At 60.0% G+C, this 12,355-nt stretch carries 9 protein-coding genes; 5 read left to right on the top strand and 4 right to left on the bottom strand.

Going from position 1 to position 12,355, the window contains the following annotated elements; all coding sequences use genetic code 11:
- The first annotated feature begins 143 nt into the window (after nucleotides 1-143).
- The 3 genes from secA (at nucleotide 144) to LUB09_RS23090 (ending at nucleotide 5,227) form a co-directional block, all read left to right on the top strand.
- Nucleotides 144-2,879 (top strand): preprotein translocase subunit SecA, encoded by a 2,736-nt coding sequence (gene secA, locus LUB09_RS23080; protein ID WP_209984287.1) that lies wholly within the window; start codon nucleotides 144-146, stop codon nucleotides 2,877-2,879.
- Nucleotides 2,880-3,002: 123 nt separating this feature from the next.
- The gene (gene argJ, locus LUB09_RS23085; protein WP_057007180.1) at nucleotides 3,003-4,220 is read left to right on the top strand and encodes a bifunctional glutamate N-acetyltransferase/amino-acid acetyltransferase ArgJ; all 1,218 of its coding nucleotides are present in this window, start codon (nucleotides 3,003-3,005) and stop codon (nucleotides 4,218-4,220) included.
- A 62-nt stretch (nucleotides 4,221-4,282) separates the two neighbouring features.
- Nucleotides 4,283-5,227, top strand: a complete 945-nt coding sequence (locus LUB09_RS23090) for a Nudix family hydrolase (protein ID WP_231423792.1) — start codon at nucleotides 4,283-4,285, stop codon at nucleotides 5,225-5,227.
- A 125-nt stretch (nucleotides 5,228-5,352) separates the two neighbouring features.
- On the opposite strand, the gene LUB09_RS23095 is transcribed toward LUB09_RS23090, so the two are convergent.
- The 3 genes from LUB09_RS23095 to LUB09_RS23105 are packed head-to-tail and all read right to left on the bottom strand — an operon-like array spanning nucleotide 5,353 to nucleotide 8,934.
- Entirely contained in the window at nucleotides 5,353-5,931 is a 579-nt protein-coding gene (locus LUB09_RS23095; RefSeq protein ID WP_209984269.1) for a cob(I)yrinic acid a,c-diamide adenosyltransferase, read from the bottom strand.
- 2 nt (nucleotides 5,932-5,933) lie between these two features.
- On the bottom strand, nucleotides 5,934-7,970 hold the full coding sequence (locus tag LUB09_RS23100; RefSeq protein WP_231423793.1) for a sensor histidine kinase: 2,037 nt from the start codon (nucleotides 7,968-7,970) through the stop codon (nucleotides 5,934-5,936).
- Nucleotides 7,971-8,016: 46 nt separating this feature from the next.
- Nucleotides 8,017-8,934, bottom strand: a complete 918-nt coding sequence (locus LUB09_RS23105) for a putative 2-dehydropantoate 2-reductase (protein WP_231423794.1) — start codon at nucleotides 8,932-8,934, stop codon at nucleotides 8,017-8,019.
- Between the two features lie 123 nt (nucleotides 8,935-9,057).
- Between LUB09_RS23105 and LUB09_RS23110 the strand changes: the two genes are divergently transcribed.
- Entirely contained in the window at nucleotides 9,058-9,543 is a 486-nt protein-coding gene (locus LUB09_RS23110) for a YajQ family cyclic di-GMP-binding protein (protein WP_231423795.1), read from the top strand.
- Between the two features lie 19 nt (nucleotides 9,544-9,562).
- On the top strand, nucleotides 9,563-10,405 hold the full coding sequence (locus LUB09_RS23115) for a mechanosensitive ion channel family protein (RefSeq protein WP_231423796.1): 843 nt from the start codon (nucleotides 9,563-9,565) through the stop codon (nucleotides 10,403-10,405).
- Between the two features lie 200 nt (nucleotides 10,406-10,605).
- Here the strand turns inward: LUB09_RS23115 and LUB09_RS23120 are convergent, their stop codons facing one another.
- Nucleotides 10,606-11,901 carry an OprD family porin gene (locus LUB09_RS23120; RefSeq protein WP_209984255.1) on the bottom strand — a complete coding sequence of 432 codons (1,296 nt, stop codon included), beginning with the start codon at nucleotides 11,899-11,901 and terminating at the stop codon, nucleotides 10,606-10,608.
- Nucleotides 11,902-12,355 lie beyond the last annotated feature (454 nt).

Raw genomic sequence — 12,355 nt, forward strand, 5'->3', positions numbered from 1 at the left:
CAGCCCCATGCCAGCATCTGGGAATAACGCCACTTTCCTCACCCACGTTTCCGGGTAGAATGCGCGTTCGCATGCGGCCGTGAGGGCTGCTCGGGCCACTGACGGTGCGCCCTCCATCCCTATGTGTGGAAGAACCTGCCGATATGTTTGCGCCTTTGTTAAAGAAACTTTTTGGAAGCAAGAATGAGCGCGAAGTCAAACGCATGCTCAAGACGGTGCAGCTGGTCAATGCTTTCGAAGAGCAGATGGTTGCCCTTTCCGACGAGCAATTGCGCGCCAAGACCCAAGAGTTCAAGGCCCGCATAGCCAAAGGTGAAACCCTCGACAAACTGCTGCCCGAAGCCTTCGCGGTTGCCCGTGAAGCCGGCAAGCGCGTAATGGGTATGCGCCACTTCGACGTCCAGTTGATCGGCGGCATGACCCTGCATGAAGGCATGATTGCCGAAATGCGTACCGGTGAAGGCAAGACCCTGGTGGCGACACTGGGCGTTTACCTCAACGCACTGTCCGGCAAGGGTGTGCACGTTGTCACCGTGAACGACTACCTGGCCCGCCGGGACGCCAATTGGATGCGCCCGCTGTATGAATTCCTCGGCCTCACCGTCGGCGTGGTCACGCCGTTCCAGCCGCCGGAAGAGAAGCGCGCGGCCTACGCCGCCGACATCACCTACGGCACCAACAACGAATTCGGTTTCGACTACCTGCGCGACAACATGGCGTTCAGCATGGAAGAAAAATTCCAGCGCGAACTCAATTTTGCCGTGATCGACGAAGTCGACTCCATCCTGATCGACGAAGCCCGTACCCCGCTGATCATCTCCGGCCAGGCCGAAGACAGTTCGCGCCTGTACACCGAGATCAACAAGTTGATCCCGCGTCTGGAGCAGCACATCGAGGAAGTGGAAGGCGTAGTGACCAAAGAAGGTCACTTCACCATCGATGAGAAGACCCGCCAGGTCGAACTCAACGAAGCCGGTCACCAGTTCGTCGAAGACATGCTCACCCAGATCGGCCTGCTGGCCGAAGGCGAAAGCCTCTACTCGGCGCACAACCTGGGCCTGTTGACCCACGTGTATGCCGGTCTGCGCGCGCACAAACTGTTCCATCGCAACGTCGAATACATCGTGCAGGACGGCCAGGTCGTGCTGGTTGACGAACACACCGGCCGTACCATGCCGGGGCGTCGTCTGTCCGAAGGCCTGCACCAGGCCATCGAGGCCAAGGAAGTGCTCAACATCCAGGCCGAAAGCCAGACGTTGGCGTCCACCACCTTCCAGAACTACTTCCGTCTGTACAACAAGCTGTCCGGCATGACCGGTACGGCCGACACCGAAGCATTCGAATTTCACCAGATCTACGGTCTGTCGGTCGTGGTTATCCCGCCGAACAAGCCGCTGGCGCGCAAGGACTTCAACGACCTGGTGTTCCTGACCGCCGAAGAGAAGTATGCGGCGATCATCAACGACATCAAGGACGGCATGGCCCAGGGCCGCCCGATCCTGGTGGGCACCGCGACCATCGAGACGTCCGAGCACGTGTCCAACCTGCTCAATAAGGAAGGCATCGAGCACAAGGTGCTCAACGCCAAATTCCACGAAAAGGAAGCCGAAATCATCGCCCAGGCCGGTCGCCCAGGCGCGCTGACCATCGCCACCAACATGGCCGGTCGTGGTACCGACATTCTGTTGGGCGGCAACTGGGAAGTGGAAGTGGCCTCGCTGGATAACCCAACGCCCGAGCAGGTCGCCCAGATCAAGGCCGACTGGCAGAAGCGTCATCAGGCCGTGCTGGAATCCGGTGGCCTGCAGGTGATCGCTTCCGAACGTCACGAATCACGTCGTATCGACAACCAGCTGCGTGGCCGTGCCGGTCGCCAGGGTGACGCCGGTTCCAGCCGTTTCTACCTGTCCCTGGAAGACAGCCTGATGCGTATCTTCGCCTCGGACCGCGTGAAGAACTTCATGAAGGCCCTGGGCATGCAGTCCGGTGAAGCGATCGAGCACCGCATGGTGACCAACGCCATCGAAAAGGCCCAGCGCAAGGTTGAAGGGCGCAATTTCGACATTCGCAAGCAACTGCTCGAGTTCGATGACGTCAACAACGAACAGCGTAAAGTGATCTATCACATGCGCAACACGTTGCTGGCTGCCGACAACATCGGCGAGACCATTGCCGATTTCCGTCAGGACGTACTCAACGCCACCGTCACCGCACACATTCCGCCACAGTCCCTGCCTGAACAGTGGGATGTTGCCGGTCTGGAAGCGGCGCTCAAGAGCGACTTTGGTGTCGACCTGCCGGTCCAGCAATGGCTGGACGAAGACGACCACCTCTACGAAGAGACGCTGCGCGAGAAGCTGATGGCCGAGCTGCTGGCCGCGTACAACGAGAAAGAAGAGCAGGCGAGCGCCGAAGCCCTGCGCACGTTCGAGAAGCAGATCGTACTGCGCGTGCTGGACGACCTGTGGAAAGACCACCTGTCGACCATGGACCACCTGCGTCACGGCATCCACCTGCGTGGCTATGCCCAGAAGAACCCGAAGCAGGAGTACAAGCGCGAGTCGTTCACGCTGTTCTCCGAATTGCTCGATTCGATCAAGCGCGATTCGATTCGCGTGCTCTCCCACGTTCAGGTGCGTCGCGAAGACCCGATCGAAGAAGAGGCGCGTCTGCGCCAGGAAGCCGAGGCACTGGCTGCGCGCATGCAGTTCCAGCACGACGAGGCACCGGGCCTGGACGCGCCGGAAGTGCTTGGCGAAGAGATCGATGTAGCCCTGGCGCAAACTCCGGTGCGCAACGATCAGAAGCTGGGTCGCAACGAACTGTGCTGGTGCGGTTCGGGCAAGAAGTACAAACACTGCCACGGCGAAATCAACTAGTATTTTCGCCTGACGCTGCAACACCCCGCGCCGCGACCGGCCTCTGCCGTCGCGGCGTTTTGCAATTAATCTCACCGTCAATCAAGACGGCACAGACATCATCTATTGTTGAGGAGCGCATTCATGGCTGTTGGTCTTGGTCCTTTGCCCACATTGCACCCGGTTGCCGGCTTTGAGCTCGGTATCGCTTCGGCCGGCATCAAGCGGCCGGGTCGCAAGGATGTGGTAGTGATGCGCTGTGCCGAGGGTTCGACCGTCGCTGGCGTGTTTACCCTCAATGCTTTTTGTGCCGCGCCGGTGATTTTGGCCAAGCAACGCGTGGCCGGCCCGATTCGTTACCTGCTGACCAACACCGGCAATGCCAACGCCGGTACTGGCGAGCCTGGCCTTGTCGCTGCTGCGCGCACCTGTGCAAAGCTTGCGCAATTGACCGGCGTGGATGCCAGCCAGGTGCTGCCGTACTCCACCGGTGTGATCGGCGAGCCGCTGCCGGTCGAGAAAATCGAAGGGGCTCTTCAAGCCGCGCTTGATGATTTGTCTGTGGACAACTGGGCGGCAGCGGCCACTGGCATCATGACCACCGATACCCTGCCCAAGGGCGCGAGCCGTCAGTTCGTGCATGACGGCGTGACGGTGACCGTCACCGGCATCAGCAAGGGCGCGGGGATGATCCGCCCGAACATGGCCACCATGCTCGGCTACATTGCCACCGACGCCAAGGTGTCGCGCAACGTTCTGCACAGCCTGATCCTGGATGGCGCCAACAAGTCGTTCAACCGCATCACCATCGATGGCGATACCTCGACCAACGACTGCTGCATGCTGATTGCCACCGGCCAGGCCAACCTGCCGGAAATCACCGACGCCAGCGGCCCGCTGTTCGCGGCGTTGAAGCAGGCGGTGTTTGAAGTGTGCATGGACGTGGCCCAGGCCATCGTGCGTGACGGCGAAGGCGCAACCAAGTTCGTCACCGTTGAAGTCAATGGCGGCGGCAACCATCAGGAATGCCTGGACGTGGGCTACACCGTGGCCCATTCGCCGTTGATCAAGACCGCACTGTTTGCCTCCGACCCGAACTGGGGACGCATCCTCGCTGCCGTCGGCCGCGCCGGCGTGCCGGAGCTGGACGTGAGCAAGATCGACGTATTCCTCGGTGACGTGTGCATCGCCAGCCGTGGCGCACGGGCCGAAACCTACACTGAAGCCCAAGGTTCGGCAGTGATGCAGCAGGAAGAAATCACCATCCGCATCGAGCTGGGCCGCGGCGATTGCAGCGAAACCATCTGGACCACTGATCTGTCCCACGAGTACGTGAAGATCAACGCGGAATATCGCACCTGACAATGACCCTCCCCCTGTAGGCGTTCGCGCCTGCAGGGGTTACCACACGAGGAAGCAGTGGCGTGAAACGAGTACATGTAGCAGCGGCGGTGATCCGCGGCCTCGACGGCAGGATTCTGCTGGCGCGCCGTGCCGACACCCAGCATCAGGGCGGTTTGTGGGAGTTTCCCGGCGGCAAGGTGGAGGCTGACGAGTCGGTTTCCACTGCGCTGTCCCGCGAACTGCAGGAAGAGTTGGGCATTCAGGTCACGACGGCGCGTCCGTTGATCAAGGTGCAGCACGACTACCCGGACAAGCAGGTGTTGCTGGATGTCTGGGAAGTCTCGTCGTTTACCGGCCAGCCTCACGGCGTCGAAGGGCAGCCCCTGGCGTGGGTGGCCCCTCGGGATCTGCTTAACTATGCGTTTCCCGCAGCCAACACACCGATTGTCGCGGCCGCGCGCCTGCCTGCCGACTACCTGATCACCCCCGGTGAGCTGGAAACCCCGACGCTGTTGCGTGGCATCCAACAGGCTGTCGCCGCTGGCATCAAGCTGATTCAACTGCGTGCGCCCAATGGTTACGACCCGAAATACCGCGACCTGGCGGTGGATGCGGTGGGATTGTGTGCCGGCAAAGCGCAATTGATGCTCAAGGGACCGTTCGAATGGCTGGGGGATTTTCCTGCGGCGGGTTGGCACGTGACCTCGGCGCAACTGCGCAAATACGCGAGCAAGGGCCGGCCGTTGCCGAAGGACCGCTGGTTGGCTGCGTCCTGCCATAACGCCGAGGAACTGGCGCTGGCCGAATTGATGGACGTGGACTTTGTCACGTTGTCGCCTGTGCAACCGACCCAGACCCATCCGGATGCGCAGCCGTTGGGCTGGGAACCGGCGTCGCAGTTGATTGCCGGTTTCAGCAAACCGGTGTTTCTGCTGGGCGGGGTAGGACCTGCCGAGCGGGAGCGGGCCTGGGAGGCAGGGGCTCAGGGTGTGGCGGGTATCAGGGCGTTCTGGCCGCAGGGTTGAGGGGGCTCTGAAGGGCCTCATCGGGAGCAAGCCCCCTCCCACAGTTGACCCGGTTCCAACGCTGGAATGCGGTCACCTGTGGGAGGGGGCTTGTCCCCGATGAGGCCAGACAAGGCACTGCATAATCAGTGCGGCTTGGCCGCCGCCTGCCACAGCACCTCCGCCACTGCCTGGCGCCTGGCAATGACCCGCGCCGCCACAAACAGCAGATCCGACAACCGATTGATATACGCAAGCCCGACCCCCTCCAGCGGTTCCACCGCGTTCAGGTGCTGACACCGACGCTCCGCGCTGCGTGCCAGGCTGCGGCATACGTGTGCCTGGGCAATCAAGGCTGAGCCTCCGGGCAGGATGAAGTTTTCCAGCGGCCCGACTTCTTCGTTCCAGCGATCAATCGCCGCTTCCAGCCGGTCCACCTCGGCCGCATTCAACGCTTTGTACACCGGCATGGCCAGCTCACCGCCGAGGTCGAACAAGCGATGCTGGCAAGGCGTCAGCACTTCAATCACGTCCCTGAGTTCAGGGTGCTTGCCGCTCTGCTCTTCAAGATTGGCCAGCAGCAGGCCCAACTGGCTATTGAGTGTATCGACTTCACCAATGGCCTCCACGCGCGGATGGTCCTTGGGCACACGGCGGCCGTCGCCGAGGCCGGTTTCGCCCTGATCACCAGTACGGGTGTAGATCTTCGACAAGCGAAAGCCCATGGTCATTGCTCCAGTTGGGTAAGTGCAGTGGGGGACAATTGGCTGCCGGCCAAAGGCAGGCGCAAGGTAAAGCAGGTGCCCTGGCCCAGGGTGGAATGCACTTCCATCTGGCCCTTGTGGTTGTTGGTGATGATGAAATACGACACCGACAGCCCAAGCCCGGTGCCCTGGCCGATTTCCTTGGTGGTGAAGAACGGCTCGAAGGTGCGCTTGCGCACGCTTTCGCTCATGCCAATGCCGTTATCTTCCACCTGGATTTCGGCCCATGGCGGATTGAGTCGGGTGCGCAGGATGATCCGTCCGGGCTCGCTGTCGTCCTCGCGCAGGTGGATGGCCTGGGCGGCATTTTTCAACAGGTTGAGCAGCACTTGTTCCAATTCGTTGGCGGTGCCGGGCACCGGGCCCAACTGCGGGTCGAATTGGCGAATGATCGCCTGCCCCTTGAAGTCGAAGCCGATGGTCAGGTCAAAATCATTGCCGGCGATTTCCACGGCTTGATCGATCAGCGCGGGCAAGTCGCAGGGTGCCATTTGCCGGTTGCTGCGGCGGCTGAAGCTGAGCATATGGGTAACGATCTTCGCCGCCCGCGCCCCGGCTTGCTGGATGCCGTCAAGCAGTTGCGGCACTTCGCGGCCTTCGAGGTAGCGGTTGACCGTTGCCAGCTCGATGCCGGCCTGTTCGGCGTATTCCAGGTTTTTCGGCAAATCGGCCGACAGCCGACGGCGGATGTTCTGCACGTTGTGCAGGATCGCGCCCAGCGGGTTGTTGATCTCGTGGGCCATGCCGGCCGCGAGCCCCCCGACGGACAGCATTTTTTCCGACTGCACCATCATTTCTTCCAGAGACAGGCGCTGGGTGATGTCGTCGATGCGGATCACCACGCCGCGCCCCGCGCCGCCCGTCAGCGGGTAGAAGGTCAGGGCGTAATGCCTGGGCTCGTCATCCTTGATCCAGGTGACGCGTTCGATGCGTTCCACCACATGCTGCTCGATCGTGGCCTTGATCTGCGGCAGAAACGGCTTGAGCGGCTGGAACGCGAGGAAGATCGGCTGGTTCAGCGCTTCATCCAGGCGTGTACCGGAAAGCGCGCTGGCCTCCTGGTTCCACTGGGTGACATACAGCTGCTCATCCAGCGCAATCAGCGCCGAGGGCATCGAGTCGATAATGCTGTTGAGATAGTTCTGGAAACCGGTGAGTTTTTTCTCGATCTTGCTGCGAACCTGCACTTCCAGTTCGAGTTTGCGGTTGGTGTGGCGCGTTTCTTCGGCCAGGCCTTGAGCCTGGTCATAGGCCGCCTGGGAGTCGTCCCGGGCGCGCTTGAGCTGCTGCTCGCGCGCTTCAATGCGCGACAGCATGGTGTTGAAGGCTTCCGCCAGGCTGCCAATTTCGTCGTGGTTGCCGCGCCCGGCGCGCAGGGCGTAGTTCTCTTCGCGTGTCACCTGGCGCGAAAGCTCTTCCAATTCGTAGATGGGCCGAGTGATCAGCCGCTTGATCTGGCGGGCAATCACCAACCACAACAGCACGCTGAAAATCAGGATGCCAAGGCTGGCGGTGAGCGTGCCGGTGTAAAACGCCACAGGCAGCTCGCTGCTGGCCACCAGCAGCAAATGCCCGGATGCCTGGCCGGGACGGGGCAGGGTGATGACCTGGTTGCTGCGAAACTCGGTGACGCGCCACGCCTCGATATGCCGATAGGTGTCCGGCAGGTGCAGGCGGTCGCCGTGCTGCATCTGCGCCAGGCGATTACCTTCGCCGTCGTACAGCGCAGCGGCGCGCAGTGGCGAATAACTGGTCAATTCGTTGAGCAGGGCATCGGCCTTGGTCGGCGATTCGAGGGCTTCGGCGGCAAGGGCCGGGTTTGACACCAGCCGGCCAATGGCCTGTAACGCCTGCGGTGCCATGCTTTCCTGGGAAATCCAGTAGGCGGCGCTGATAAAGGTGAGGTTGGCCACCAGCAGTACGGTGGTCAGCAGCACCAGCAGCGCGGCCAGCAGTTTCTGGCCGACCGGAAGGTTTTCAAGACGCTGGCGCAGGGGCATCAGGGTGTTCGCTGTTTAGAGACAGGCAGGCAGGGTAGCGCGTGCCTCAGTCGCTGGGCAATCCGTGTGCAACCAACTGCTCGACCAGACGTGCCTGCACGGCGTGCAGATGAGGCACGGGCAACTGGTGTCGGGCGGCTGCCCGGCAGGCGTACCCCAGCAGGTAGCTGATTTCCGTACGGCGCCGGTTGGCCACGTCCTGATACATGGAGGAAAAATTCGCGGCAGTGGCCTGGATCACCCGTTGCACTTCATCGTGAAGATTCTGCGCAGCCGCTGGCTGGCCACAGCATTGGAGCAGTTCGGTCAATTCGGCGCACAGCGTCGCGACTTCACACGGGTGCGCCTGCAGTCCGCCGTTGCGGCATTGATAAAGCACGGTCAGTGGGTTGATTGCGCAATTGAGCGCCAGCTTTCGCCACAGGCGCGTGAGCATATCGATGCTCCATTCATGGGGGATTCCAGCGGCGTGCAGCTCACCCAACCATGGCGGCGCCGTCGGGCGGGACGCGTCCCCCAGCCAGGTGTAGCCATGCCCGGCGAACACCACGCGCCACTCGCCGTCGCGAAACGCGCCCTCGGTGCTGGAAGCAAATACACAGTGCGCGTGGGGCTGTTCAGCGGCGACCGCGTCCTGGCTGCCCAGACCGTTCTGCAGCAGGATCAGCTCGGCGTGCGGCGCAAGGCGGTGCTGCAATTGTGCGATAGCGCCTTGTGCATCGTAGGCTTTGCACGCCACCAGCAGGCGGTGAATCGGCTCTGGGCTGTCGGGCGTTTCGGCGCTCACCGGATAAGTCTGTGCAACACCGTGCTCGACCAGCGTCAACCCTGGTCCTGCCTGATAACTGGCCAGCCGCTCTGTATTGCGCAGAATCAACCGCACTGGTACGCCGGCACGCGCCAGGCGCGTGGCCCAGAGCGTGCCAAGGCTGCCGGCGCCGAGAATGTGCCAGGTGGTCGACATCGGTTTGTGCTCCGTTGGGTCGCCTGCGATGAACGGGACGAAAGAATCGCTATAATGCCCCGGCATTTTAGCTCGGGCGCGCTCCATCTTTACTGAGCCTGCCCCTTATATTGGAGAAATGACATGCCTTCGTTCGACGTGGTATCCGAACTGGACAAACACGAAGTCACCAACGCCGTCGAGAACGCCGTCAAGGAACTGGACCGCCGCTATGACCTGAAAGGCAAGGGCAGCTTCGAGTTCAAGGAAAAGGAATTGACCGTCAACCTGACCGCTGAAGCCGATTTCCAGCTGGAAGCGATGATCGAGATCCTCAAGCTGTCGCTGGTCAAACGCAAGATCGACGCACAGTGCCTTGAAATCAAGGACGCCTACGCCTCCGGCAAGCTGATGAAACAGGAAGCCGTACTCAAGGAAGGCATCGACAAGGAGCTGGCGAAGAAAATCGTCGCCCACATCAAGGATGCCAAGCTCAAGGTGCAGGCCGCCATTCAGGGTGAGCAGGTGCGGATCACCGGCAAGAAACGTGACGACCTGCAAGAGGCCATCGCGGTCCTGCGCGCCAAGACGTTCGACATGCCGCTGCAGTTCAATAACTTCCGCGACTGATTGCAAGAGGAGAAGATAGATGGATTTGAATGCTGAAATGGATCACTTGATCAAGACCTCGCAGTCCTGGATCCCGATGATCATGGAATACGGCAGCCGAGTGTTGCTGGCCGTGATTACGCTGGCCATCGGCTGGTGGCTGATCAATGTCTTTACCAATCGCGTAGGGCGTTTGCTGGCCCTGCGTAAAGCGGACCTGGCGCTGCAGCACTTCATCACCAGCCTTGCGAACATTGCATTGAAAGTGATGCTGGTGGTCAGCGTGGCTTCGATGATCGGCGTCGCGACCACCTCGTTCGTCGCTGCGATCGGTGCCGCAACTCTGGCCATTGGCCTGGCCTTGCAGGGCAGCCTGGCCAACTTTGCCGGTGGTGTGCTGATTCTCCTGTTCCGTCCGTTTCGCATCGGCGACTGGATCGAAGCTCAGGGCACCTCCGGCACGGTCGACAGCATCCAGATCTTCCACACCGTGCTGCGCACCGGCGACAACAAGACCGTGATCGTGCCCAATGGCATTCTGTCCAACGGCATCATTACCAACACCAACCGCCAGCCGACCCGCAAGGTGGTGTTTGACGTGGGTGTGGACTACGAGGCCGACTTGCAGAAAGCCCGTGAAGTGCTGTTGGAGCTGGCAAAGGATCCGCGTGTCTTAGCTGACCCTGCACCGGCGGCGGTGGTTTCGACGCTGGGTGACAGTTCCATCACGGTTTCACTGCGCTGCTGGACCAACACGCCGGATTATTGGGACGTGGTGTTCATGTTCAATGAACTGGCGCGCGACCGGTTGAAAGCGGCGGGGATTGATATTCCGTTTCCACAGCGGGTTATTCGTGTCATGCAGGAAGCGCCGGCGAAGTAACAGGGAAGTGTCGCGTTTAACTTGGCCGATAGGTCAGGTTAAATGTGAAGAATGAATATAGCCCGTGAACATAGTTACTTAGCTTGCTAGTTAGTTTTGCTGAAATAGTATTGCAATAAAAAAGCCGCTCTCCTGAAACAGGGGAGCGGCTTTTTGTTTAAGGCCCAAGCCTTAAACCATCGCTGTAATTAAGCGGCTAATTACAGAATGTTCAACGGGTATTGCGCGATCAGACGCAGTTCGTCGAGCGATGGCGAACCATAAACGTTATCAGAGGAGCGATAGGTCGCTTGACGTAGACGCAGGCTCAGGTTTTTGGCTGGACCGTTCTGAACTACGTATTTGGCTTCGATATCGCGTTCCCACTCCTTACCGTTGTTGGTGAGGTTGGTGTTGGCACCACTACCTGTTACGTAGCGTGTCATGAAGCTCAGGCCTGGGATGCCAAAGGTCGCCATGTTGAGGTCGTAGCGGGCCTGGAAGGAACGTTCGTCTTCAGCGTTGAAGTCGGAACGGGCAATGGAGTTGGCCAGGAAAATTGTGCCGCCGCCGTCTACGCCGTAGCCATATTGGCCGTCGCCGCTGACTTTCTGCGCTGCCAGGGTGAAGGTGTGAGCGCCAATGGTGTACGCGCCTTGCAAGCTGAACGCGCGGTTGTCGAGCTTGGTGGTGCCGTCTTTGTCAGCACGTACCAGGCCTGCGCCTTCGCTCTTGGTGTCGTAGATGTTGAAGTCAACGGCCACGGACTGGTCATCGCTGAGTGCATGGGTCCAGTTAACGTTGGCGTAGAGCTTGCGCCAGTAGTCTTCCACTTTAGAGTAGTAGAGGCTGGTGGTGACTTCAGGCGTCCAGGAGTACACGCCGCCGACGAAGTTGGCGTCGCGCAGGCCGCGGCTCGAGCCAGGCTCGGCGCTGGAGATACTGTCCTTGTAGGTCTGGTCCTGGGCAACGATCGAGGTGAAGTGACCGGCTTCCAGCTTCAGGTCCTTGATTTCGTTGCTGGTGATGGAGATGCCTTGCGGCAGTTCCGGCAGCAGACGACTATCATCGGAGGCGAATACAGGCGCGGTGGTGTATTGATCGCCCACTTTGAGCACGGTGTTGGAAATGCGGAATTTAACCGCAGCGCCGGCTTTGGAGAACTCATCCTGCGCACGGCCATCGGAGCCGTTAGGGAACATGCCGGTGTTGGCGCGGCCCTTGCCGCTATCGAGCTTCAGACCCATCAAGCCAATCACGTCTACACCAACACCGACGGTGCCTTGGGTGTAACCCGAGCTGAACAGGCCGTGGAAGCCCAGGCCGGTTTCTTCACGACGGCTTTGGCCGGTATCGTTGTTACGGAAATCACGGCTGAAGTACAGCGTACGAGTCAGGATGCTGGCTGTACTGTCTTCAATAAAGCCCTTGGAATCGTCCTGGGCGGACGCCATTGCGAACTGCGAGGTGCCTGCTGAAACAGCGAGGGCGATCATGCTCCACTTCATCACGCGCATCGTGATTTGCTCCTTTGGTTTTAGGAAGAGTACTGCCGTCCCACCTGTATTTTTATCTGGGCGGCTCTTTCTTTTTTGTGTCGGCGCAAAGTTATATCACGCAGACCCTATTGACGATACTTACCCAACTTTCCTTTCAGCTTCTTTACGAGGCTGTCGTAAATCGCTAGCTCCCTGTCGCAAATTCACAGCCCAACTGTAACCGGGCTGACAACTTCAATACTGTCTTCCTTCAAACCGGTTTCAAAGTTTGAACGCTTCCCTGATGCGCATTGAATCGCTGCTGTTCTTATCGCGAAACACCTGCATCCACGGGTGCCGTTGCCGACGATAGGAGGAAGCTTGCAACAAGCGTGCACAAACCGGTAATCGAATGTCATTTTTTCGTGAAAAACGTGAAAAGCCTGTAAACGCTGCATAAAGACGGGCTTTCTGGGCGGTTTGGCCTGTGCTG

Source organism: Pseudomonas sp. Leaf59, from assembly GCF_920984685.1.
Classification (GTDB): Bacteria; Pseudomonadota; Gammaproteobacteria; order Pseudomonadales; family Pseudomonadaceae; genus Aquipseudomonas.

Coding starts and splice junctions, on each gene's coding strand:
- secA (WP_209984287.1), top strand. CDS start 144: ATGTTTGCGCCTTTGTTAAAGAAACTTTTTGGAAGCAAGAATGAGCGC.
- argJ (WP_057007180.1), top strand. CDS start 3,003: ATGGCTGTTGGTCTTGGTCCTTTGCCCACATTGCACCCGGTTGCCGGC.
- LUB09_RS23095 (WP_209984269.1), bottom strand. CDS start 5,931: ATGGGCTTTCGCTTGTCGAAGATCTACACCCGTACTGGTGATCAGGGC.
- LUB09_RS23100 (WP_231423793.1), bottom strand. CDS start 7,970: ATGCCCCTGCGCCAGCGTCTTGAAAACCTTCCGGTCGGCCAGAAACTG.
- LUB09_RS23105 (WP_231423794.1), bottom strand. CDS start 8,934: ATGTCGACCACCTGGCACATTCTCGGCGCCGGCAGCCTTGGCACGCTC.
- LUB09_RS23110 (WP_231423795.1), top strand. CDS start 9,058: ATGCCTTCGTTCGACGTGGTATCCGAACTGGACAAACACGAAGTCACC.
- LUB09_RS23115 (WP_231423796.1), top strand. CDS start 9,563: ATGGATTTGAATGCTGAAATGGATCACTTGATCAAGACCTCGCAGTCC.
- LUB09_RS23120 (WP_209984255.1), bottom strand. CDS start 11,901: ATGCGCGTGATGAAGTGGAGCATGATCGCCCTCGCTGTTTCAGCAGGC.